This is a genomic window from Cobetia sp. L2A1 (genome assembly GCF_009796845.1).
Classification (GTDB): Bacteria; Pseudomonadota; Gammaproteobacteria; order Pseudomonadales; family Halomonadaceae; genus Cobetia.
The window spans coordinates 1,967,992-1,993,415 of the sequence record NZ_CP047025.1 but is presented as its reverse complement, the minus strand read 5'-3'; the positions used below and the strand labels follow the sequence as shown (position 1 = coordinate 1,993,415).

Below are 25,424 nucleotides of genomic sequence, written 5' to 3'. Positions count from 1 at the left end.
GCCCAAGGCTTTGCTAGGATGCTCGACCCCAAGGAGGCTGCATGCTTTACAACTACGGTTCTATCAATATTGATCATGTCTATCGGGTACCCCACCTTGTGCGGCCCGGTGAAACCCTGGCGAGCCTCTCCTACCGTCAGGTATTGGGCGGCAAGGGTGCCAACCAGTCTCTCGCCCTCGCACGGGCAGGAGGCGACGTCACACACTGGGGTCGCCTGGGCAACAGTGATCGTTGGGCGCTTGAACCACTGGAAAGCGCAGGAGTCATCACTTCGCAGGTAGAGCTTAGTGCCAGCGCGAGTGGTCATGCCATCATTCAAGTTGATGATCACGCCGAAAACAGCATCATCCTGCATCCGGGCGCCAATCATGGCTTTACCGATGAACACTTGGGCATGTTGTTTTCAAGTGTCGCGCCTGGCGATTGGCTACTGTTGCAAAATGAATGCAACGCACTTGGCAAGGTCATTGAATTAGCCCATGCCAAGCAGATGAAAATTGCCTTCAACCCAGCCCCGATGGGCGCTGAGGTACTGCGCTTACCACTAGAGCATTGCCAAGTGCTCTTCCTCAACCGTGGCGAAGCCGCGCAGCTTGTCGAACTGGAAGAAAGTGCGCCGGTCGACACTTTGCTCAATGCGTTGCATGCGCGACTCCCCAATACTGAGGTCGTGATGACGCTCGGTAGTGAAGGTGTCTGCTATCAGCTGGGAGAGCAACGCATTCAGCTGCCGGCGCATCGCGTAAAAGCCGTCGATACGACTGCCGCTGGCGATACGTTCATTGGCTACTATCTCGCCAGTCAGATTGACGGCTTGAATATTGAGGGCAGTCTACGGCGTGCCAGTACCGCCTCTGCGCTATGTGTCAGCAGAGAAGGTGCTGCCCCCAGCATCCCGGTCGCCAGCGATGTTGCCGATGCTTTGGCCGAATGGCCGGCACTAGCCACCTTGAGCAACTGAATAACGCCTTGCGAGTCACAATGACAGGCTCGTTTCATGTCTTCCCGTCGCTAGTTATCCGCGCAGGGGAGATACCGCTGGCAGACATACTGCCAAGAAGCGCATATCTACTGTTAAGAGGACATCATGAACACTCCCATTATTTTTGATACCGATCCGGGCGTAGATGACGCGCAAGCTATCGCCATCTGTCTGGCACATCCAGACATCGAATTCCTCGGGATGACAACGACTTTCGGAAACGTCACCATCGAGACCGCCACCTCCAACGCCCTACTGCTGGGCGAGCTGGCAGGACAGAGCATTCCAGTTGCACAGGGGGCAGCTCAGCCACTCGTCAAAGACAAGTTCCCGGCACCGGCACACATTCACGGTGCCAACGGCCTGGGCAACATGGACATCCCGACGCCCAAGGGCAAGGCGCTTTCCGTCAGCGCACCGCAGTTCATCGTTGAACAGGTCAATGCACGTCCCGGTGAAATCACTCTCGTCGCTGTCGGCCCGCTGGGCAACTTGGCGACTGCCTTGCAGCTGGACCCGAGCATCATCAGCAAGGTCAAGCAGGTTGTAGTCATGGGTGGCTCCATCCGTGAGGGTGGCAATGTTTCTCCTGTCGCCGAAGCCAATATCTTCAATGACCCGCATGCGGCCAAGAAAGTACTGACCGCTGGCTGGCCACTGACGATGGTGGGTCTCGACGCCACCCATCGTTGCATCCTGACGCCGGCCCATGTCGAGCGCATTCGCGTTGCACAAGGTGCGCTGGGCGAAGTACTTTCCGGCAGCTATCAGTTCTATAAGGCCTTTTACAAGGAAGCACGCGGCATCGACGGTTGCTGCCCGCATGATAGCTGTGCCTTGGCTTGGCTGATGAAGCCAGAAATGTTCACGGTTGAACGCGGCCACCTGAATGTTGAAGTTGAAGGCCTGGCTGAAGGGCAGACTCTATTCGCACCTGAAGGCCGTGAATTCCTGGGTAGCCAGTGGTCCCAGACGCCTCTGGTCGATGTCTGCGTGAATGCACAGGGTGATAAGGTCGTCGAGTGGATCACTGACGTTCTGACCGCCAAAACGGCTTAAGCGTTGCTGGTGTATTGATATGACGCTCCCCGAGCGAGAGGCCTATATCGCTCGGGGAGCGAGCATGAGTTGATTGATCTTCTCTCCTGCTTGCTTGCGCACTCCCCGCCCCCTCGTACTGACTTGATATGGCAACTCCCTTCCCAGCCCGATTAACAGCAGAATCTTGGCAGGATAATTTGTCAACATCTATAAGATAACGCTATAAATAATGAGTCAGGTGAGCGACTTGCCAGCAAGGCTGGACATCTCTCATTGCATGCAGCGAGCCTGCTGCGCTTGCGATGACCTGTTACTCTCAATAGACGGATTTTTTTGTCAGTGCGCTACGGAGTCTTCTATGCCATCGTCCTCCATCCTGCCTACAACACATCGTCAGTCATCGATCGGTACGGAGGGTCAACTTGAATCCCGGACCTATCAGTATGATTGTCTCGTCTTCATTGGACGCTTCCAGCCTGTCCATCATGGCCATGTCGCTGTTATGGAAGAGGCTTTGCGAGTCGCTCGGCAGGTGATCGTTCTCGTCGGCTCAGCGTGGCAAGCGCGTTCACTGCGCAATCCCTTCACCTTCGATGAACGCACGCGCATGATCCGTAGCTGTTTCGAGGATTCTGCCAATATGCGCCTTGAAATCGTCCCACTGCTGGATGCGCTCTATAACGACGATGTCTGGGTGCGCGATGTACAGCGTAAAGTGCGTGATATAGCCCGCCCTCAAGCCAATCGAATGCCGCGCATTGCGTTGATAGGTGCTAATCGGCACGACAGCAGCACGCAATCAAGTTACTACCTTAGCTTGTTCCCCCAGTGGGAATCTGTCGCCGTTCCACTTCATGAAGGAATGGCCGCCAGTCGCATTCGTGAGGTTATCTTTACTGAGCGAGCGCGGGCCGAAGATTGGCTGGACAACGAAGGGCGCGAGCTGCTGCCAGCCTCAGTAGCTGAGCACTTGCGCAGCTTCCTGGACGAGACTTCATGGCAGGGGCTGGTCGAAGAACGACGCTTGTTGGAGCAGTACAGGGCTGCCTGGAGCGATGCGCCCTATCCACCACTTTTCATTACCGTCAACGCTGTGGTCGTACAATCAGGACATGTCTTGCTCACGACACGTCGTGCAGCTCCCGGCAAGGGGCTTTATGCCCTCCCCGGGGGCTTTGTTCAGCCCCAGGAACGTCTACTGGATGCTTGCCTGAGAGAGCTGAAAGAGCGCGTACGCCTAAAAGTACCAGAGCCTGTGCTGCGAGGATCTCTGCGCGGCCAGCGCATGTTTGATGCGCCGCATCGCAGTTGGCGGGGAAGAACGCTGGCGGAAGCATTTTACTTTGCATTAAGGCCAGAACAGCAATTACCAAGGCTACGTAGCAGCGGAAAGGAAAGTGAGGAGCAAGCACGCTGGGTCGCGCTTGCAGACCTGGAGCCGGATACTCTGTTCGAGGATCACTTCTTTATCATCCAGAATTTTCTCGGTTTGCACGCGGGTCCGGCAGCCTTCTGAGCGATCAAAACGTCTCAAATAGCATGACAAAAAACGGCAGGCCAATGGCCTGCCGTTTTTCCTGTACAGCGTTTTTAATACAAGCGATGAAACGCGATATCAGGCTTCCAGAACATCGCGAGGCAGATTCATCAATTGCTTCCACAATTTATCGATGCCGGGTTTATGTACCAGCGAGCAGCGATAGAGGCGAATCTCCAGCGGAATATCCCAGGCTTCATTGCCGGCACGCACCAGCTTGCCACTCGAGAGCTCATCACGAATACAGAAATCGGGAATCCAGGCCATTCCCACCCCCTGTAGCGCCATGCCCTTCAGTCCCTCTGCCATCGCCATCTCAAACACGGTCCGCAAGCGCAAGCGTAGCGGATCGTTCTTGAGCAGCATCTTCACGCTACGCCCCAGAAACGCCCCTTGGGTGTAAGACAGCAGTGGGATGACATCTTGGCTAGTGTCGTCCTGTCCCGTCAGGGGAAAGCGTGGCGCACCATTTTCCAATGGGGCGCAGACCGGCAACATGTTGACCTTAGCCACCGAAAAGGACGGAAAGACCTCAGCATCGAGCTGCATGCTGGCATAGGGATCGTAATAGGCCAGCATCAGGTCACAGTTACCCTCGCGAAGCGAGTGAATGGCATCTCCCACATTCATTGCCGAAAGACGTGTCGGTAGCTCGCCAAGACCCTGCTGAAGTCGAGATATCCACTTTGGAAAGAAGGCCAATGCCAGCGAATGCGCTGCGGCAATGTCCAGTGTCTCATTCGCCATGCTCAGCCCACGAAGGTGCGCGAGACACTCCGACAGCTGCTCAGTGAGATTACGCGCCGTCACCAGGAACAACTGCCCCTGCGGTGTCAGACTGACGGGCGTGGTAGAGCGATCCACCAGTGTGGTACCTACGGCCTGTTCAAGTGCCCGAATCCGGCGGCTGAATGCAGGTTGGGTGACATGACGCTGACGCGCCGAGGCAGAAAAGCTGCGCGTATTGGACAACGCAACGAAGTCTTCCAGCCATTTTGATTCCAGGTTCACCCAAACTCCCATTCATTTATCACATGCCGGATCGGAGACGACAGGCCGGACATGCAGGGTCTTGTGAACAGTGGCTGACGGCACTTCCCGTAATACCACCTTCGTCTTATGCGTTTCGCGTATACGGCAGCAATGAATGGCATTGGTCGACGCAGTGCTGCGCTGGTTACCCTTGACCACCTCAACCGCCATTCAAGCACAACAGTGTACTTCAGCCAGGAGTTCCGCCCAAGTGAACAGTCTTCCGGAAACCACCCAAGCCTCCAAGGCTAGCTCTACTTCACCATCGCTCAAAGATCTGAGCTATGCCGAGCGCGAGGCACTGGCCAACGGTTTCCGTCTCGAAAAGGATCTTCTTGGGCGTGAACCCGTACCGTCTGATGCCTATTACGGCATCCAGACGCAACGCGCGCTGAATAACTTCCATTTATCAGGCGTGCCATTGTCGCACTTCCCACGACTGGTCGAAGGCCTGGCACTGGTAAAAGCTGCCGCCGCCGAAGCCAATCACACACTAGGCTATCTTGAGACACGTGAACACGATGCCATTCAGCATGCCTGTTCTCGCCTGATGAACGGCGATCATCATGACCAGTTCGTGGTCGACATGATCCAGGGTGGGGCCGGAACCTCCACCAATATGAATGCCAATGAAGTGATCGCCAATCTGGGTCTGGAGTTTCTGGGCCTGGAAAAAGGAGATTACCAGCAGCTGCATCCCAACAACCACGTCAACATGGCGCAGTCCACCAACGATGCCTACCCCACTGCCATTCGTGTGGGATTGCTACGTAGTCACTCCATGTTGGTTGATGCCCTGAGCGAACTATCCAACGCCTTCGCCACCAAGGCGCTGGAGTTTGACGACGTCGTCAAGATGGGACGCACCCAGCTACAGGATGCAGTGCCGATGACGTTGGGCCAGGAATTCCGCGCCTTCGCCAACACCCTGCGCGAGGATGTCGAGCGTATCGCCAACCTGAATGAGCTGCTGAAAGAGGTAAACCTCGGAGGTACTGCCATTGGTACCGGCATCAATGCTGACCCGCGATATAGCGCACTGGCCATTGAAGCGCTCGCACGCCGGTCCAGCATCGACTTCCGCCCGGCATCTGATCTGGTCGAGGCCACCAGCGATATGGGCGCCTTTGTGCTGTTCCATGGAATGCTCAAGCGCTTGGCGGTCAAGCTATCCAAGATTTGCAACGACCTGCGCTTGCTATCTTCTGGCCCGCGCACCGGCTTTAATGAAATCAATCTGCCGCCACAGCAACCAGGCAGTTCGATCATGCCGGGCAAGGTCAACCCAGTGATTCCGGAAGCCGTCAATCAGGTCGCTTTCGAGGTGATCGGTAACGATACCGCGCTAACCATGGCCGCAGAAGCAGGACAGCTCCAGCTCAACGTGATGGAACCCTTGATCGCCTATAAGCTGTTCGATTCTATCCGGCAGCTAAGTCGTGCCATGACCATGCTCAATAATCGCTGTGTCATTGGCATCACTGCAAACCGTGATCGCTGCGCCGAATTAGTCAATAACTCCATCGGTTTAGTCACCGCACTCAATCCGTATATTGGCTATGACAATGCGACGCGCATCGCCAAGGAAGCTCTTGTCAGCGGCCGTAGTGTACTAGAACTGGTACGGGAAGAAGGTCTGCTTGATGACGCACGACTAGAGGCGCTTCTCTCACCGCAGGCCATGACACGCCCTCGTCAGATGAAAGACTAATGTATTTCGACGACTTATCTCGATGTTAAGTCGCACACACAAAAACGCCGCATCAGCAGTGAGCTGATGCGGCGTTTTTTGATACCAATCCTCACACTACCGGGAAACGACTACTGACTGGAACTTTTCTGTGCAGCAAAGTATTTTCGTGCCCGCTCAGCCTCTTCCAGCGTAGGCGTATAGGTCGTCCACTCTCCTCCCTTTTCACTGCGATAACGCACTACACCTTGATCATGGTCAATCTCGTAATAAGGAAATACTTCGCGCAAGTTAAAGAACGCTGCCGGAGCAAAGAAGAGTATATCGAGTGCCAGATAACCGCCATTGAACTTGAGCGGTAGAATGCCATACATTGGTGTTTTCTGCCCGTCGACTACTTCAAATTCGTAGTTACCAAAACTGGTGGTCGGTAACTTCTTCTGAATCGTGGATTGATGATAGCTGACGTCTTTGAGATTGATTTTTGCCGTTTCGGAGGGGCTGCTGATCGTTGTATTGGCGCTACAACCAGCGAGAAGACCTCCTAGCAAGATCGCAAGTGATACACGATTGAACAAAGTCATACACGTTCCCTGTTTTATAGGTATAGATACAAAGGTGTCGAACCATATCGACAGCGACAATGCTATATCAATATCGGCCTATCTACCAGATAACCTTTACATCCTCTAACACGGGTTCATACAGAGTATTATTATTGCCTCAAATCTCTCTGATAAATTGCCTTTAGTATCTACCTCATGACTTTCTCAGATTACTGTGCCATCTCACGCGGATCACGTGGATAGAAGTACTCTGGTTGAGATTCGACATGGCTGAAGTGCTTGGTATTCTTGTAAGGCATCTTCATGAAGCCTGAAATACCGAGTCCCGAAATCAGGGGTACTGCATCCAATATCGCCGCCAGCAAGCGGGCGAAATCGGTCTCACGCGACGGATCCAGTAACCGATAATAACTGTGGATCTTAAGGTGATGTGGCAATGCCTCAAAAATGAGCATGCCAGTATGATGAATCTGATTGAGCTCCGCCAGCGCACTCATGATCTCACCGGGCAACACCAATAGCTCTTCAGGATCTGGCCCATCTTCAAAATACGAATGAATGCGTGATTCGTCTTCAAGTTCCGGTACGGCACTGACTTCGTAGGGCAATCTCGGCATCGCGCGACCAATCGAAGGCACCGGAAAGACAAAGGCAGCATCAGGATCTTTACGTTCAAGATGCAAGGTATCGCGTGCATTGAACAGACAGGCCTTGAATACACCTTGGCGATAAATAGCTCGCGCGAGTGCGACCATATTATTGATCGCGACCACAAAGGCAGCCTTCAATGCAGGATCATGAAGATGCAGCGCTGTATCAATATAGATACCTTGTGGCTGCCATCTGATCGCTAGCCCACCGACAACAGGATACTTCCCCAGCCGACTGACGGCGGCGAGAAAGGCTTTCTCTGTTTCTCCCATTCCCTGCATGAAATTCTTGTAATAGCGATCCAGCTGCACATCGTTTATATCATCCAGCGCATTACCGCCCTGACAGCCCGATGGCTCAAAGGCTTCACGTAGAAACGATTTGCGCGAGGTATAGACCACCGTATCAATCTCACGCGTGGCAGGACGAACCCACACCGGCAGCAAAGCCTGAGGCGACGGTAAATCGAGCTCCGGCATGACGAGTCGAGCCAACCGAGGCATCTCACGTAGAAAATAGTCACCAGCGTGCATTCGTTGTGCGGACACTTCAGACAACAAGCCATCCAGCAGTCGGGCAAACTCGCGTGGTAACCCGAGTGAAACTGCCGGTATGGCCTGCACGCCAAAGCGACACGATTGACCCGACGCGAGCGCATAGAGTGTGGCCGCGACGCCCTGTTCATCAAATCGTGGCGAGGAGAGCGCGCCTCCTAGCTGCTCCTCGCCGATGAAGTAGACATCCCCCAACCGTGCATTGGTCTGCTGGAGGTTGTCCGACATCAGCTGCATGACGTTTGTCGTGACAAACTGCAATCGCTCATCCAACTGAGCGAACACTGAACTCCCCCAGTCAATCAACGCGACCTGCTCTTGCACGGCATCAAATACCAGGTTGGAAGGTTTGATATCACCGTGTACCACAGGACGTCCGATGTGAGGCATGCTCGAAGTCGAACCAACGCCAGTGCGACTTCCTGTGCCAGTCCCGCGCAGTGATTTGAGAATATCTGCCAGCTGACAGGCGATCTTGACCACCAGGCGAGGCGACATTCTTCCATGACGCAGGGAGTATTCTTCAAGGTTAATGCCAGGCGCACGCTCCATCACCAGAATCGACTGGCGACGCACACGCTGATAACTGATCAAACGCGGAATACGCGGATGCGCGACCTGATCCAGCATATAAGCCTCTTCCTCGAGGCGGTCCTGTAACGCTTGTGGCAATGTTACCCGCGTGAACTTGAAGACGTGCTCCTCACGGACACCTTCATCATCCCTGCCACCCTGTCCACGCCAACCGGCAAACACGAAGCCATAGGCGCCTTTGCCAACCAGGTGGATGTCTCTGTAGCCAAGCCCTTCCAACTGGGCAACACATAGTGCCACCCAGTCTTTCAGTTTCTTGGCATCATGATGCGAGAGCAGGTAGATGGACTGCTCTTCAGGGATGTAAAATTGCTGTAGCCGCTCGTGGGCGCGGGTATCGCTCATAGGGTCAATTCGCGGATCAGGAGGTGGCTACAACAGAGTGTCTGCATCAATCATCACGCCAGTGACAGCAACATCTCATCAGGATGCTCAAGATAATGCTTCCACAGGTTACTGAAGCGCGCGATGGTGCCGCCATCAATGAGGCGATGGTCGCCCGCCCAGGTGATGGTCATGATGTCGCGGGCACACACATGACCCTCGGCATCGAAACGCGGTAGACGCTGCGTGCGACCCAGCGCCACAATCGCCACCTCAGGCTGGTTGATGATGGGTGCCGCATAGGTACCGCCCAGCGCGCCGATGTTGGAAATCGATAAAGTGCCTCCTTTCAAATCTGCCTGAGCCACGCGTCCACTACGCGCTGATTCGGTCAAGCGCCCTACCTCACGCGCAATCTCGAGAATACTCAACCGCTCGACGCCCTTGATGTTAGGCACCATCAGTCCCGCGGCACCATCGACAGCCATGCCGATATTGCAGGAATCCAGATACTGGATGGACTCACCATCCTCACTGAGCCGTGAATTGAGCACAGGCTCTGCGATCACAGCCAATGCCATCGCCTTCATGATGAAAGGCATCAGTGTCAGACGGACACCTTCTTTCTCCGCCCGAGGTTTCAGGCGTGCCCTCAGCAGTAGCAGGTCGGTGATATCCAGCTCATCGCCGTAGTGGAAGTGCGGGATTTGAGTACTGGCCTCAACCATACGCCGTGCCATCACGGCAGCGACACCCTTCAGCGGAACCACTTTCGATGTCAAGCGTGACGACGAGTGGGTGGCCTCAGGTACCGACGCCAGCCGTTTACCAGGATGATCACTCGAACATGACGTATCCCGGGTATCAGCCGACTGCGCAATGCGCTGCCTATCGAGGAATGCCAACACGTCTTCCTTGAGGACACGTCCGTTACGCCCTGAACCTGCAATGGCCGCTATCTCCAGCGCATGTTCACGCAGAAGACGACGTACCGCAGGAGTAGCAGGTATACGAACACCACGCGCCGTGCTAGTGCTAGCACCTGCCCCATGGCCTGTATTCTGCTCAATCATGTTGAGGGTAGACACGTCGCTTGTTGGGCTGTCCTGCTCAGTGACATCTTGCTCATCAGCTGTCGAGACATAGGCATATAGCGGGGTATGCACTCGTGCATTTTCGCCCTGAGCATAATGAAAGCGCACGATTCGCCCTGGCTCAGAAGCAGTGATTTCCACCAACGCCTTGTCGGTCATGACATCGACAATGGTTTGATCTTCTTCCACCGTATCACCTTCTGCGACATGCCAGTTCACCACTTCGCACTCAACGATGCCCTCACCGATATCCGGTAGGATGAAGTCCCGTGAGCGGCGCTCGACAGCAGATGTCTGAAGCCGGGCTGGAACAGTAGACACACTAGTGACAGTGTCTGTCTCTCGGGCCTGTTGCTGTCCCGTCATCACAACGGTGTCATCCTCGTGATCAGCACCGTTATCGGTTTCATTCTGATGTTCACTGTCGTTCTCTCCAGCGCCATCATCCACCGCAAACAGCGGTGAATGCACGCGTGCAATCTCGCCTTCCCGATAATAAAGGCGAACCACGATACCGCCATGTGGTGCCGGTATTTCCACCAATGCCTTGTCTGTCATGACTTCAGCAACCGGCTGATCTTCTGCTATACGATCACCTTCCTTGATTAACCACTTGACCAACTCGCACTCGACAATACCTTCGCCGATATCGGGCAGGATGAAATCATTCATGGCGCACGTCACTCCCTGGTACTTTTCACGAAAACACAAGCGGTCACTCACACATGAGGATTGCCTGACAGGCGGGATAATCAGCCCGTCAGTAGCTCAGGCTTTGCTTGATGGCCTCGTAAATCTTCAGTTCATCCGGCAGGTGTTCTTTTTCGAGTACAAGCGGGAAAGGTGTATCGAGGCCAGTAACGCGTCGTATCGGAGCTTCCAGATACAGAAAGCAGCGCTCTTGAACCGTGGCGGCGATTTCGCTGGCAAATCCACCTGTCAATGGCGCCTCATGACTGACTACCAGCCGGCCGGTCTTGAGCACCGATTTACACACGGTTTCAATGTCCCAAGGCAGGATGCTGCGCAGATCAATGACTTCGCAGTCAATGCCCTCGCGTTCCGCCATGGCAGCGGCCTTCTCGATTATCTCCATCTGCGCTCCCCAGCCTAGCAGGGTGATGTCACTGCCCTCACTGAGCACCTCCGCGACACCTAGCGGTAGCTCATAGTCTGCCTCCGGCACTTCACCTACCGAAGCGCGATACAGTCGCTTGGGCTCCATGAACAACACCGGGTTGGGGTCACGAATTGCCGCCAGCAATAACCCTTTGGCCTGATGCGGATTACGCGGAATCACGATCTTGAGACCGGGCGTGTGGGCGAAGTAGGCTTCCGGTGATTGGGAATGATAGAGCCCGCCTGCAATACCACCGCCGTAGGGCGTGCGAATCGTCAGTCCGCCGACGTTGAACAGATCACCAGAACGGTATCGGAACTTGGCCGCTTCGTTCACGATCTGGTCGAACGCTGGAAAGATGTAATCGGCAAATTGGATCTCTGCGACCGGGGTGGAGCCCTGTGCTGCCAAGCCATTGGCAAAGCCGATGATGCCTTGCTCTGTCAGCGGAGTATTGAAGCAGCGATCACGGCCGTATTTGTCCTGCAAGTGACTGGTGGCACGGAACACACCGCCGAACACACCAACATCCTCACCAAACAGCACGACCTGGGGATTGGCGGCCATGGCGATATCCAGCGCATTATTGATCGCCTGCAACATGTTCATTTTCTTGCTGCCAGTATCCGTCGTTGAAATAGCGTGAGTGTGTGCTGCAGCTCCCACCTTCCCTGCGTTACTCGCTGAAATCATCTGTTGCTCAGTCATGACTGCTCGCCTCCTGGCTGCCACTGCTCATGGGCCTTGCGACTCTGTTCAATCTCCTGGGCACTGAATCCCATGCTGCTGGCGCCCTTGGGATAGGCATGAGGATATTTGCGTATATGCTGCTTGAGGTCTTCCAGCTGTTGCTGGAGTAACGGCGGTGGAGTGTCGTAGACATCGGAAATCAAGGACTCCAACGGCGGAGGTGCCAGTTTCTCGGCACGCTTCATCGACTCGAGTACTTCACGACGCAACTGATCACCGGTTGCCTTTTCGTCTTCCTCGCTCCACCAGCCTTGAGCTTCAAGCCAGTGCCGCATTCGCAGAATGGGATCCTTGTCACGCCAGATAGCCTCCTCTTCCTTGCTGCGATAACCAGACGGGTCATCAGAGGACGAGTGTGCCGCCAGGCGATAGGTCATTGCCTCAATCAGCACAGGCTGGTTGGTCTCGACGGTGATCTTGCGTGCCGCGCACGTTGCCTCATAAACAGCGATCACATCATTGCCGTCTACACGAATGCACTGCATGTGATACCCGAACGCGCGCGGCGCAATTCCGTCAGCAGCGAACTGTTCACTGGACGGAGTTGAGATGGCATAGCCATTATTGCGACATAGGAAGATACACGGCACACGATGCACAGAGGCCATGTTGAGCGCAGCATGGAAGTCACCTTCAGAGGCGGCGCCCTCACCGAAAATGGTAATCGTGCAACGACCTTTACCGGCCAGTTTCTGGCCGTAGGCATACCCGGTCGCTTGGGGAATCTGTGTCGCCAAGGGCGAAGAGATGGTCATGTAGTGAAGATCACGCGAGCCATAATGGATCGGCATCTGGCGGCCCTTGCCATAATCAAGCTCATTACCAAACATCTGATTCATGAACTCATCACAGCTGAAACCGCGCCAGGCCAATGCGCCTTGTTCGCGATACTGCGCCATGATCATGTCATCGTCTTCCAGCGCCGCGGCACTGCCAATGACAGTGGCCTCTTCGCCGGTACACTGCATATAGAAGCTCAAGCGCCCCTGACGTTGGGCCGCCAACATGCGCTCGTCCAGCACACGGGTGAACAACATGGTGTGATAGATCTTGAGCGCCTTAACCCGCTCAAGACTGACGTCATCACCCTCCCGATAGAGAGTACCGTCCTGACGCAAGCGCTTGAAGATGGGGATGGTCAGCTCATCTCCGGTCATGAAAGCAGCACGATACAAGACATCGGCACTATCAGGTGAAAGTTGCTGGACGGTGGGCGTCGCCATCAACTCATCCACCGAACGCGTTGACGAGTCGGACGTGCGCGTCTTTGACCTACTCGATTCAGGTCCTGTTGTTCTTGTCTCGGACATGCTCATCATCCCCTTTACCGATCAGGTGTTTGAGGGTCCCGCCCTCCCTTTGTGAGGACGGGCAGGCAGATGGTCTGTCAGTAGCAACATCATGCCAACAGATTCGGATAGCACCTGTTATCTATCAGCGTAGTTGAAGTTGTCATGACAGGGTTAGCAGTTGACGTTAACGTAAAAGATACCCAAATGCAGTGAATAGTCCTGCTGACTAACTACATCTTTGGTTGAACCTTTTGTGCCATGGGGGCATGCAATATCGGCATGAGCATTAGAATTCGCACTGAACAGACAGAATTTACGACTAAAGGTGCAGATGGCCTCAGTGAGTGGACTGGTAACCTTCGCGCACCAAATCAGTGCCTCAAGCTTTTGGGCATTTCACATCCCAAAGCGCTCGGGTAATCCTGGGTGCAATAGCGACTGACATCGCCTCCTAGAGTAAGGACAGTCCCATGAGTGACCCTTCCCGCCCCAATCTATGGCGTCGTTTGCCGTTATGGCAGAAAATTCTTGGTGGTCTCGCACTCGGTGTTCTGGCCGGTGCCCTGATGGGCAAGGATGCCAGCGTCTTCAAGCCGTTGGGCGACATCTTCATCAATGCCATCAAGATGCTGATCGTACCGCTGGTATTCAGCACATTGATCGTCGGTATCACGTCAATGCGCGATCCGCAGAAGATGGGCCGTATCGGTGGCAAGACGATTGCGCTTTACCTGCTGACCACAGCCTTCGCCATTGCCATCGGCATGCTGGCATCGGCTATCTTCCAGCCGGGCGCCGGCTTCGAGTTCAGCTTCGACAAGGCGATGGATACCAAGGAAGCTCCGTCGCTGGTGCAGATTCTGGTCGACCTCGTTCCCAGCAATCCGATTGATGCGCTGGCCAACGGCAACATCATGCAGATCATCGTCTTTGCCATCGGTATTGGCGTCTCGCTGATCATGATCGGTGACAAGGGCGAGCCGGTCGTGCGCGTTTTCGATAGCTTTGCAGAAGTCATGTACAAGCTGACCGAGTTCGTGATGGCCTTCGCGCCGTTCGGTGTCTTCGGTCTGATGGCGCATGTCTCGGGTAGCTACGGCATGGACGTATTGTTGCCATTGGCCAAGGTCATCGCGGTGGCCTACTTCGCCAGTATCCTGCACGTATTGGTGGTGTATTCAGGACTGTTGGCGATATTGGGCAAACTCAATCCGATGCGCTATCTGCGGGGCATCGTCGATGCGCTCGTGGTCGCATTCTCATCGGCATCAAGCTCAGGCACGCTACCGATCTCCATTCGCTGTGCGCAGAAGAACCTTGGGGTCTCTGAAGGGGTATCAGGCTTCGTATTGCCTGTCGGCGCCACCATCAACATGGACGGCACCGCTATCTATCAGGGTGTCGTGGCACTGTTCATTGCACAGATGACGGGTATCGAGCTCTCGGCGATGGATTACGGCATGATCGTATTGACAGGCACATTGGCCTCCATCGGTACGGCAGGTGTACCAGGTGCGGGTCTGATCATGCTGTCCATCGTACTCAGCCAGGTCGGCCTCCCGCTGGAAGCCATTGCCGTGATTGCAGGTATCGATCGTATTCTCGACATGGCGCGCACTACCGTGAATGTCGCGGGCGATCTGATGGTCACCACCCTGGTCGGCAAGTCGGAGAACGAGCTAGACCTCGAGATCTACAACGCGCCGCACAAACAGTAATCACACTGTCACCGTCTTGTGTCATGGATGGTCGAAGATGAAAAATGCCCCACTCATTGAGCGGGGCATTTTTCATGGTCAGAGACAGGATCAAACGATATCAAGGACTCCAGTGTCATGAGCCAAACGTCATTTAATGCTCGACTGCTTCGGGAGGAGAATCACGCAACTCACGTCTCAGTACCTTGCCGACATTGGTCTTGGGGAGTTCATCTATGAATACGACATGCCGCGGTACCTTGTAACTCGCCAACTCCTTGCGCGACCAATCGCGCAGTGTCTCGGCATCAAGTTGGCTGCCATCCTTGAGCACCACATACAGCTTGATGGCCTCACCACTTCGTTCATCGGTAACGGAAACGGCAGCTGTCTCCAGCACCTCGGGGTGGCGCACGATGACGTCCTCAACTTCGTTGGGGTACACATTGAAGCCAGAGACAATGATCATGTCTTTCTTGCGATCAACAATGCGCATATAACCATCATCCTGGAAGACCGCGATATCACCGGTGCGCAGAAAGCCATCGGCGGTATAGCTCTCCCGGGTAGCCTGCTCCCGCTGCCAGTAACCTTTCATCACCTGTGGCCCCTTCACGCATAGCTCGCCACGCTCCCCCATCGCCACCAATCCCCCTTCATCATCATAGAGGCGTACTTCGGTAGACGGCATTGGCCGACCGATGGTGCCGAGCTGGATGGCATCCAGTGGATTGAACGACACGATAGGAGATGTCTCCGTCATGCCGTAGCCTTCGGAGATATCACTGCCCGTCACACGCTTCCATTCCTCTGCCGCCTTTCGCGTCAGCGCGACACCACCAGAGGTGGTGATCTTGAGCTTCGAGAAGTCCAGCGCTTGGAATGCAGGATTATTGCAAAGCGCCACAAACAACGTATTGAGCCCGACGAACATCGTGAACTCCGAACTCTTGAGCGTCTTGACGAAACCAGGAATATCGCGCGGGTTAGGAATCAATAACGAGTGATTGCCCTCGGCCAGCATGCAGGCCAAATGAATGGTGAAGGCATATATATGATAAAGCGGTAGTGGCGCAACCAATGTCTCCTGTCCCGCCACTAGCCCCTGGGTGAGCGCCATGCGCCCTTGCAGCATATTGGCCAGCAAGTTGCGATGTGTCAGCATCGCCCCCTTCGCAACACCCGTCGTGCCGCCGGTATATTGCAGAACTGCGACATCATCAAGTGCCAGCGTCGGACGCTCCCAACGCGCAGCCTTGCCTGAGGAAATCGCCTTGCGTAGCGAAATCGCATTCGGCAAATGATAGCTGGGCACGAGCTTCTTGACGTGCTTGACCACCGCGTTGATCAACACACGCTTCACCGGCGGATGCATATCACCTAGCTCACAGACCAGTACGTATTCCAGTTGAGTCCGGGCACGTACGCGCTCGACCTTATCAGCCATGTTGGCCAGTACCACAAGGGCACGAGCGCCGGAGTCATTGAATTGATGCTCCATCTCGCGCTCGGTATACAGTGGATTGGTATTGACCAGCACCAGCCCAGCACGAATCACGGCGAAGGCGACGACCGGAAACATCAACGTATTGGGCAGCTGTATCGCAACACGATCGCCAGGCTTCAGGTCCGTCTCATGCTGGAACCAGTCCGCCAGCTGGCGACTGGTTTCCTCCAGTTCAGCAAACCGCATGGTGCGATCCATGCAGGTAAAGGCCGGACGCTCGGCATGCTCATGACAGGCAATTTCGAACATGTCCATCAACGAATCAAGGCCAGTGAAGTCGATCTCATCCGCTGACCGCAAGCAGGACTGTCTCTCGGTGATCTCGGTCTCGCGACGCGCATTCTGTGTCGGGGGGGCTGTGGGAGGTGAACCATCACCAAGATCTTGGCTGGCGTTATGCATGGCGAGTCTCCTGTATCAGCGCGTGACACCATCAGGGTGATGATGCCCGCCGCCTTGTTGTTTTGATTAAGAGGCATGATTCAGAGGCATATGATGCAAGCATAGCCTCAACTGGTAACAGGCGCCGTTGGTTAACTCAGCGGCGTTGCTAGCGCATTGAAACATACGACTGTTTAATGCCGCCTTGCGACCTTGGTGTCAAGTGCAACGCTTGAGTGCACAAAAGGAGACGCGACAATACTCATTGGATGAAACGCAGTACGCCCCACAGAAGACTCTGCGGGGCGTACTGTTGATGATGCAGCCTTCGTCACGACCGACTGATCACTCCCTTCTGACTTCCATTCACCAGCATTTCCCTGCTAGAGGCTAGTGGTGGCCAAGAGTGATAGCCGGCCTGCCGCCAATCTTAATTGGTCGCTTGGCTCAGACGCAGCTGATGCAGGTAATGCATGTGCCGCTCGTACTGCTCGAGCAAGTCGTTGATGACCTGATCTCTGGTATATCCCATCAGATCGTAGGACTGGCCGCCTTCCTTGAGGAAGACCTCTGCACGGCAATAATCCTCCTCATCGCCTTCATCTTCCTGGTCCAGCCCGAGGTCGGGACGCAGGTGAGAACGAATCCGCACTCCATAGATGAAATCATATTCTTCACCGTGACGAGCCTTGAAGTAGACACGATCACGACTGACCGTCACCTCAACCTCAAGCCCTTGGCCACGCAACTCTTCAGCCAACTCCTGCATCCCCTCAGCGACGGTGCCACGTACAAAGCCACGGACCATCGTACGCGTCGGGAAACTCATCAGGTGTTGAGCGCGCTTGCGCCAGTTCCCCTTCTCACCCATCGGCGTGGCCGCAGCAGTATTCACCGACAGCGAACGACGCTTGACCGACTCCTGATTAAGCTGACGCAGCAGCCCAAAGATGGATGCCAGCAGAATCACGCCAAAGGGTAACGCTGTTGCAATGGTCGCTGTCTGAAGCGCACTCAGCCCACCCGCCAACAGCAATACGATCGCCAGCAAACCCACCGCAAAGGCCCAGTAAATGCGCTGCCAGGTCGGTGTATCTTCGCGTCCACCCGAGGCCAACATATCAACGACCATCGAGCCTGAATCTGCTGAGGTGACGAAGAATACAATAACCATCACCAACGCGATCACGGACGTAATCGACGATAAGGGTAGCTGCTCCAGGAAGGTAAATAGCGCCAACGAATAGTTGTCGTTGACCGTATCCACTAGTGCAGTGACGCCATGATCGAGAATCATCGAAATGGCAGTGTTACCGAAGATAGTCATCCATAGCAGCGTAAACCCTGCAGGGACAAACAATACGCCGATCACGAATTCACGAATGGTACGCCCACGAGACACCCGTGCGATGAACATCCCCACGAACGGCGACCAGGACATCCACCAGCCCCAGTAAAGTAGTGTCCAGCCTCCGATCCAGTCATTGGGTTCATAAGCGTAAAGCTCAAACGTCTTGCCGACGATATCGGCCATATAGAAGCCAGTATTCTGGACAAATGCCTTGAGCAGGAATGCTGTCGGCCCCAGCAGCAACACGAACAACATCAGCACTACCGCCAGCCCAAGATTCAGCTCGGACAGGATGCGAATGCCCTTGTCGAGCCCAGTCACCACTGAAATGGTCGCAAGACCAGTGATGATGACGATGATCGCGACCTGAGTAAGATCGTTGTTAGGCAGTCCTGTCAGATGCGAGAGTCCGGAATTGACCTGCGCGACACCATAGCCCAGCGTGGTGGCAACACCACAGACAGTCCCCACGATGGCGAAGATGTCGACCGCATGTCCGATCGGGCCATAGATGCGGTCACCGATCAGCGGATATAGCGCACTACGCAAGGTCAGCGGCAACTCATGACGATAGCTGAAGTACGCCAGAATCAGCGCCACGATGGCATAGATGGACCAGGCATGCAGACCCCAATGGAAGAAGGTCAGCTTCATCGCTTCGCGTGCAGTCTCCACCTGTTCAGGAGTGCCCGTTGGCGGATTCAGGAAGTGCATGACGGGCTCGGCGACGCCGAAGAACATCAGACCAATTCCCATGCCTGCCGAGAACAGCATCGCGAACCAGGTCACGTTCTTGTAGTCAGGTAGAGAATGATCCGGGCCCAAGCGTATCTCACCGTGACGCGAGAATCCGACATAGACGACAGAAATCAGCACAATGGCCACACACAGTATGTAGAACCAGCTGACCGTATTGGTAATCCAGTGCTGTACGGATTCAAATACGGAGACTGCCGTATCAGAAAAGACCGCTGTGAAGATCACCAACAGCAGAATGATCGCATTGGCGCCGAAGAAAACCGGTGGGTTAACCTTGGCAAACAAACCAGTACGGGGCGGTGAATCTCCACCATCCGCAGCAGGGGTAGAACGCATATGCATATCCTTTGAGTACAGGGGAAGCGAGGGTGATAAAGCAGGTCCGTCAGTCAAATCAACGGACAAAAAACGGACAATATTTCGCAAGATAATACCACGCTTTCATCTACGACCAAAGGCCAAGGAGCCCTCCACTTTTACCATCTTGCACTCGACTGACATTTCTCAAAGGCACACATGGCGCAAGCCCAGGCCATCTCCCGCCCATCTTTAATCCGCCTCAAGGGCTCCACAAGATCTGTTCCACACGTGATAGACAATCTGAAAAAAGACTGTCATCTGCGAAATGGACAGTACTGGGCACGGGGCGATATCAGTCAACGACTGTCATACTACAGGGACATGACATGACGTTTATTTCCCTGCTTTTTACACACTGCCTCGCAGTGCCGGGAACATACTGCGCGGACATGCGTTTCAAAGGAGATGTCAACATGACCATAAAAGGCGCGGCCCGATCCTTGGGAGTATCCTTGGCGCTACTCGCGGTCATTCCCGTCTCGACTGCCATTGCGGGTCCGGGTCGCGGTGGATTCGATGGCCCAGGCCTCATCGGGCCTGGCATCGTGCTAGGACATGGTGGTCCAGGCAGGGCTGTTAACTGGGCACCAGGTGGCCCGGGGCATGGTCATGGCCTACCTGGTAGCGCACGCGGTATCTGGGTCGGTGCGACCCTCTTCTTCCTGGCCGCCGGCACGTACTACCTGTGGGATGCCAGCCAGGAACAGTATCTTCCGGTACAAGCCCCAGCACCTGCCACGCTTTCCGCGCCGGCAGTGGATGTGATTGCCTATCCCTCCAAGGGCCAGAACGAAGACCAGAGTGCTCGCGACCGTTATGAGTGCCACCGTTGGGCCAATCAGCAGAGTGGTGCCGATGTCTATTCAGCCGCCCCGCCTGTCACGGCAAGCAGTGCCGACGTCTATCGTCGAGCACTGAGCGCCTGCCTGACTGGTCGTGGGTATAGCGTTCAGTAGTCGCGCACAGCACGGGCTTGACGAGTCGACGTGAGCCAACAAGATACGAGAACGCCCGCCATGAATGCCACGTGGCGGGCGTTTTTCATTCCGCGAGTCGCAAGAATGGCAATGTCCAGCGGGTGATCAACACTAGCCGCGTCGTTTTTGGTGCCGCTCACGATTGGTGTCGCGTGCTGAACGCGATTTACGCAGCATGACGAGTGTGGCACCTAATCCACCATGGCGCGGCGTAGCACTGCACCATGCCTGTACTTCGGGAATCTGCTCCAGCCAGTGCACCAGGTAGGCACGAATGAGGGCTGCGTGAGACTCGCCATCGCGCCCTCTGCCATGAATGACCAGTAACGAGCGCAATTCGCTTTCCCACGCATCACTGACAAAGCGCTGTACCTCCCGCCGGCACTCGATCAAAGGCCTACGTATCAGATTGAGCTGCGTCTCTGGTGGATAGCCCCCATGACGCAGACGCTCCATTACCCCAACCTGAATGCCATCACGACGATACTCGATGATGTCATGGGGCGACAGATGCTCCACGTAGCTATCAGACAGTCCATCGAGTTCATTGCCGAGCGATTTCTGAGCGTCCTCACGGCGTGCAAGCTGCGCAGCACTGGGCCCCTTGGACTCAACCACAATATCGGCCCGATCAGTACCTCGCGTCAGAGGGGTGACACCGAACATCTCACGGCTGAAGAGATCATCTACCTCGCCGCTGCTGACCTCGCGCGACGCAGACGTTATCACTGGGGAAAAACGAGACATGGCACCCTCCACGATCAATCAGGATGAGAGGTCGCTACTGGCGGTGGACTTCGTGATACAAGCAGGCACATGAACGGACACTCGCAATCCACTGATCATCGCCCACACGCAATAACGCCCCGAGGCAAAGCATGCCTCGGGGCGTTGGTCAGACTCAAGTCATTGGCAGTATCATTGGCCGTATTTTGTCATGCTGAGACTTAACGACCGGTCTTGAGCTTTTCCCAGTATGTCTGATAAATCGACAGTGCATCGCCCACATCAGTCTGGAACTCACCGCGTTCTAGATCTTCCTGGGTCGGGAAGACGACCGGGTTATCACGCACTTCAGGCGCCATCAGTTTCTTGGCTGCCAGGCTCGGCGTGGTATAGCCGACATATTCACTGATCTCCTTGCTGACTTCCGGACTGATCAGGTAGTTCATGAACTGATACGCCGCATCGACGTGACGCGCATTGGACGGGATGGCCATGGTATCCATCCACAGAATGATGCCTTCCTTGGGATAGACGTAATCCACTGGCACACCTTCTTCGTTGGCCTGATAGACCTCACCATTCCAGATCAGTCCCGCATCGACCTCTCCTTGCATGAAGGGTACCCGCGCAGCGTCAGAATTGAACGCACGCACATTCGGCATCAACTCCGTCAGCTTCTCGTAAGCGGCCTTGATCTCGTCAGGATTGGTGGTATTACCACTGAAACCAAGGCTTGCCAGCGCGACGTGGAAGACTTCACGCATGTCATTGGACAGCAGCAGCTTGTCACGATACTTGTCATTCCAGAGATCATTCCAGCCAGTCAGCTCACCCGGCTCAACATAGTCGGGGTTATAACCGATACCGGCGCTACCCCACATATAAGGCACGCTGTACTGATTGCCCTTGTCAAATTCACGATCGACCAGATTCGGATCCAGGTCCTTGAAGTTATCCAACTTGCTGATATCCAGCTTCTGAAGCAGTCCTTCCCGCGCCATCTTGTCGATATAATAGGTCGATGGGAAGACGAGATCGTAGCTGTTGTTACTGTCCAGCAGCCTGAGTTTGGCATACATCGCCTCATTGGAATCGAAGGTCGAGTAGATGACATCAATGCCGGTCTTTTCCTCGAATCGCTCGATCACCTCATCAGGCATGTACTCCGTCCAGTTATAGACGTACAGCACCTTCTCGCTATCATCGGCGACAGCCTGACTTGCACTGCCCAGCGTCATGAAGGAGGCCATCACTGCTGCTACAGCAGTCACCAGCGCAGTACGGGGAGCGATACGGGAAGACAGAAGTTGCATGTTACTTTTTCTCCTTGATCAACAACTGGGAAATCACCAGCAGGCATAGCGACAACCCCAGCAATAGGGTCGCCAATGCATTCACTTCAGGCTTGAGCCCCAGGCGTACCATCGAGTAGATGCGCAACGGCAGTACCTCGAAAGTTGGCCCGGTCACAAAGGTCGAGATCACCACATCATCCAGCGACAGAGTGAAACTAAGTAGCCAACCGGAAGCAATGGCAGGCATCAGGGCTGGCACTAGCACATGCCATACCGCACGCGATTCGCTGGCACCGAGATCACGCGCTGCCTCGAGCAGCTGCGGATTGATACCCGACAAGCGTGAATAGACCGTAATGACGACGAATGGCAGGCAGAACGTTGCATGAGCGACAAGCAACGAGAAGTAACCCAGCTGGATGCCAAGGGCGATGAACAGCGCCAGAAATGCAATGGCCATCACGATGTCCGGCATCATCATTACCGTGAACAGCATGCCATTGAGCAGTGGTTTGCCTCGAAAACGATAACGATGAAGTGCTGTTGCGGTCAGCGTACCGATCAAGGTCGCCAACGTCGCGGCGGTCACTCCAAGCCATAGCGTATTGACCGCCGCCTCCATCAGATTACTGTTACCCAGCAACTTGTCGTACCAACGCAGGCTGAAACCGCCCCACGCAAACGGATTGCGTGAGTCGTTGAACGAAATCCCGATCAGCACCAGGATGGGCACATACAGCAGCGTAAAGATCAGCGTCATGTAAAAACGGCTGAACATGCGCAGACTCACCATATTACGCAGGCTCATAAGGTCGCCTCGCGCTTGAACAACTTCACGCTGCGATAATATGCCAGCAGCAGGAAGGCCATTATCATCGTCAACATCACGCTGATGGCAGACCCGAAGGACCAGTTGTTGGCCTCCAGGAATTGGCCCTTGATGATATTGCCGATCAGCGGATGGCGTGAGCCACCGAGCAAGTCGGAGACGTAAAACATGCCCATCGCCGGCAGGAAGACCAACAGCACGCCCGCAATGATGCCAGGCATGGTCAACGGCAACACGATATGGCGGAAGGACGCCACACCATTGGCACCCAGATCTCGTGCGGCTTCAAGGGTGGCACGACTGAGCTGCTCAAAGACAGCATAGAGCGGCAGAATCATGAACGGCAGCAGCATATAAACCAGCCCGGCAATCACCGCTTCCTCGGTATACAGCAGGCGCAGCGGCGCATCGATCAGCCCGAGACTCATCAACACATCGTTGAGCAATCCTCTTGTGGCGATCAGAGTGCGTAGTGCATAAATCCGAATCAGTGAATTGGTCCAGAATGGAATGATCACCAACAGCAATAGCAGCGGCTGTAGACGTGGACTGGCGCGCGAGATCATCCAGGCAAACGGATAACCGAGTACCAGGCAAATAATCGTCGTAACCAGACCGATCCACAACGAATGACCAAAGACCCCGACATAGACCGGACTGATCAATTGACCGTAGTTACTGAGAAAACCTTGCCACAACGCCGCTGGACTCAGATCAGAGAAAATCATCTGCCCCGTGCTTTCTGGCATCAGACTCACCAACACCACTAGCAGTGTGGGTGCCAGTACCAGCAGAATCAGCCAGCCCCAGATGATGGTCAACGTGGCAGTCTTGAACGGGTTACGCACCAGGCTCATGCATCCGCTCCCATCGCAGAGCCAAGGGCGCCAGGGGTCGCGGATGGCTCATCGTCCGGGAGGATAATCTCCCAATCAGGCACCCAGCTCACCCTCACCCGCTCACCCAGTCGATAATCAAAGTCCGGATCATCTTCATCAAAGAACTCACTGGCGAGTATCTGCTGACCACTATCAAGCTCCAGCACGGTATCCAGTGTCATGCCTTTGTAGTTGCGCTCAATCACACGTGCGGGGAAACCTTCCATATCATCGACGAGCTTCAGGCGCATGTCTTCCGGGCGCAACAGCACTTGCACGGCCTCACCACCCACATACTCACGGCCATGGCTGCTGAGCTCAAGGCGCTTGTCCAGCACCTGAATCTCGATACGCCCGGCGGGTCGCGGACGAATGACCTGTGCCGCCAGCTGATTGATCTCACCAACAAAGCGCGCCACAAATAAGGTATTGGGTGATTCATATACTTCACGCGGCGTACCTATCTGCTCAATACCGCCTTCGCGCATCACCACGACGCGGTCTGACATCGACAGTGCTTCTTCCTGATCATGTGTCACGAAGACGAAAGTGATGCCCAATCGACGCTGAATACGCTTGAGCTCATTCTGCATCTGCTTGCGCAACTTGTAATCCAGCGCTGACAACGGCTCATCCAGCAGAAGTACACGTGGACGCTTGACCACGGCACGTGCGATAGCCACACGCTGTTGCTGTCCACCCGAGAGTTGATCCGGGCGGCGGTCAGAGAGATGCGCCAGCTGCACCATTTCCAACACTTCGCGCACACGCTCATGAATCTCGGCCTTGGCCACTTTCTCCATCCGCAAACCAAATGCCACATTGTCATAGACATTCATATGCGGAAACAGCGCATAACTCTGAAAGACCGTATTGACCGGACGCTCATGCGCGGGCTTATCATGAAGTACCGCATCCTCAAGCGTGATACTGCCCGTATCGGGTTCTTCGAAGCCGGCAATCATCCTGAGCACAGTGGTCTTGCCACACCCTGACGGGCCTAACAGCGTCACGAACTCACCATCATTCAAATCCAGATCCAAGCTATCAAGGACCTTGCGATCGCCAAACGTCTTGGAAATGGAGCGCAACTTGACCAGAGGGGCAGTCGCAGGAGCAGAACTTTTCATCGGCAGGCTGTCACCTCCAAGGGGAAACGCGAACGACTCCCTCAATACATGAAAGGCGCGCCGATCAAGGCGCGCCCATACGCAAACTATGTGCTGTTCCTGTACACATCACTTCAAAACCTGGTGCAGCTTGAACGGCTTACGTGTCAACAATATTACCATGGCCAACAGTCACCTGCGAGAAAGACGACCGCAGGCGCTACCCGCAAGAAGCGTGTTGTTATCTCACTCAAGGGCAAAGACTGTGCTGAAACGACAGTCCATGAAAAAAGACGCCAGTGACCCTTGGTCACTGGCGTCTTTTTT

19 protein-coding genes are annotated in these 25,424 nt (G+C 54.9%); 6 read left to right on the top strand and 13 right to left on the bottom strand.

The features are described from left to right. Positions 1-41 precede the first annotated feature (41 nt). The 3 genes from GQR90_RS08680 (at position 42) to GQR90_RS08670 (ending at position 3,540) form a co-directional block, all read left to right on the top strand. Positions 42-962 carry a ribokinase gene (locus tag GQR90_RS08680; RefSeq protein WP_158773753.1) on the top strand — a complete coding sequence of 307 codons (921 nt, stop codon included), beginning with the start codon at positions 42-44 and terminating at the stop codon, positions 960-962. Between the two features lie 126 nt (positions 963-1,088). Further along, on the top strand, positions 1,089-2,042 hold the full coding sequence (locus tag GQR90_RS08675; RefSeq protein ID WP_158773752.1) for a nucleoside hydrolase: 954 nt from the start codon (positions 1,089-1,091) through the stop codon (positions 2,040-2,042). Between the two features lie 340 nt (positions 2,043-2,382). Next, on the top strand, positions 2,383-3,540 hold the full coding sequence (locus GQR90_RS08670; RefSeq protein WP_158773751.1) for a bifunctional nicotinamide-nucleotide adenylyltransferase/Nudix hydroxylase: 1,158 nt from the start codon (positions 2,383-2,385) through the stop codon (positions 3,538-3,540). Between the two features lie 99 nt (positions 3,541-3,639). On the opposite strand, the gene GQR90_RS08665 is transcribed toward GQR90_RS08670, so the two are convergent. Further along, positions 3,640-4,572: a LysR substrate-binding domain-containing protein gene (locus tag GQR90_RS08665; RefSeq protein WP_158773750.1), complete on the bottom strand. Its 933-nt coding sequence runs from the start codon at positions 4,570-4,572 to the stop codon at positions 3,640-3,642. A 322-nt stretch (positions 4,573-4,894) separates the two neighbouring features. Between GQR90_RS08665 and GQR90_RS08660 the strand changes: the two genes are divergently transcribed. Continuing rightward, positions 4,895-6,304, top strand: coding sequence for an aspartate ammonia-lyase (locus tag GQR90_RS08660; protein ID WP_233266524.1), 1,410 nt, complete (start codon positions 4,895-4,897; stop codon positions 6,302-6,304). A 110-nt stretch (positions 6,305-6,414) separates the two neighbouring features. Here the strand turns inward: GQR90_RS08660 and GQR90_RS08655 are convergent, their stop codons facing one another. From GQR90_RS08655 to GQR90_RS08635, 5 genes are all read right to left on the bottom strand, one after another. Next, entirely contained in the window at positions 6,415-6,867 is a 453-nt protein-coding gene (locus GQR90_RS08655; protein WP_158773748.1) for a hypothetical protein, read from the bottom strand. A 191-nt stretch (positions 6,868-7,058) separates the two neighbouring features. After that, positions 7,059-8,993, bottom strand: coding sequence for a protein kinase domain-containing protein (locus tag GQR90_RS08650; protein WP_158773747.1), 1,935 nt, complete (start codon positions 8,991-8,993; stop codon positions 7,059-7,061). A 53-nt stretch (positions 8,994-9,046) separates the two neighbouring features. Beyond that, the gene (locus GQR90_RS08645) at positions 9,047-10,738 is read right to left on the bottom strand and encodes a dihydrolipoyllysine-residue acetyltransferase (protein WP_158773746.1); all 1,692 of its coding nucleotides are present in this window, start codon (positions 10,736-10,738) and stop codon (positions 9,047-9,049) included. 88 nt (positions 10,739-10,826) lie between these two features. After that, a complete protein-coding gene (locus GQR90_RS08640; RefSeq protein WP_158775409.1) occupies positions 10,827-11,795 on the bottom strand; it encodes an alpha-ketoacid dehydrogenase subunit beta in 969 nt (322 codons plus the stop codon). Between the two features lie 95 nt (positions 11,796-11,890). Further along, positions 11,891-13,093 (bottom strand): thiamine pyrophosphate-dependent dehydrogenase E1 component subunit alpha, encoded by a 1,203-nt coding sequence (locus tag GQR90_RS08635; RefSeq protein WP_158775408.1) that lies wholly within the window; start codon positions 13,091-13,093, stop codon positions 11,891-11,893. Positions 13,094-13,698: 605 nt separating this feature from the next. Here GQR90_RS08635 and GQR90_RS08630 point away from each other — a divergent pair. Beyond that, positions 13,699-14,946, top strand: coding sequence for a dicarboxylate/amino acid:cation symporter (locus GQR90_RS08630; RefSeq protein WP_158773745.1), 1,248 nt, complete (start codon positions 13,699-13,701; stop codon positions 14,944-14,946). 133 nt (positions 14,947-15,079) lie between these two features. Here the strand turns inward: GQR90_RS08630 and GQR90_RS08625 are convergent, their stop codons facing one another. Then, positions 15,080-16,834, bottom strand: a complete 1,755-nt coding sequence (locus GQR90_RS08625) for an AMP-binding protein (protein ID WP_233266496.1) — start codon at positions 16,832-16,834, stop codon at positions 15,080-15,082. A gap of 409 nt (positions 16,835-17,243) precedes the next feature. Next, complete coding sequence (locus tag GQR90_RS08620; protein ID WP_158773744.1) at positions 17,244-19,259, bottom strand: BCCT family transporter; 2,016 nt, start codon at positions 19,257-19,259, stop codon at positions 17,244-17,246. 437 nt (positions 19,260-19,696) lie between these two features. On the opposite strand from GQR90_RS08620, the gene GQR90_RS08615 reads away from it, so the two are divergent. Next, entirely contained in the window at positions 19,697-20,239 is a 543-nt protein-coding gene (locus tag GQR90_RS08615; protein WP_158773743.1) for a hypothetical protein, read from the top strand. A gap of 132 nt (positions 20,240-20,371) precedes the next feature. On the opposite strand, the gene smrA is transcribed toward GQR90_RS08615, so the two are convergent. From smrA to potA, 5 genes are all read right to left on the bottom strand, one after another. Further along, complete coding sequence (gene smrA / locus GQR90_RS08610) at positions 20,372-21,007, bottom strand: DNA endonuclease SmrA (protein ID WP_158773742.1); 636 nt, start codon at positions 21,005-21,007, stop codon at positions 20,372-20,374. Between the two features lie 200 nt (positions 21,008-21,207). Further along, positions 21,208-22,299, bottom strand: coding sequence for an extracellular solute-binding protein (locus GQR90_RS08605; protein ID WP_233266495.1), 1,092 nt, complete (start codon positions 22,297-22,299; stop codon positions 21,208-21,210). Between the two features lies 1 nt (position 22,300). Then, positions 22,301-23,089: a spermidine/putrescine ABC transporter permease PotC gene (gene potC, locus GQR90_RS08600; protein WP_233266494.1), complete on the bottom strand. Its 789-nt coding sequence runs from the start codon at positions 23,087-23,089 to the stop codon at positions 22,301-22,303. Then, the gene (gene potB / locus GQR90_RS08595) at positions 23,086-23,967 is read right to left on the bottom strand and encodes a spermidine/putrescine ABC transporter permease PotB (protein WP_158773741.1); all 882 of its coding nucleotides are present in this window, start codon (positions 23,965-23,967) and stop codon (positions 23,086-23,088) included. The genes potC and potB overlap by 4 nt, the downstream gene beginning before the upstream one ends. After that, a complete protein-coding gene (gene potA / locus GQR90_RS08590; RefSeq protein ID WP_158773740.1) occupies positions 23,964-25,118 on the bottom strand; it encodes a spermidine/putrescine ABC transporter ATP-binding protein PotA in 1,155 nt (384 codons plus the stop codon). Before potA ends, potB begins: the two co-directional genes overlap by 4 nt. Positions 25,119-25,424: the final 306 nt, after the last annotated feature.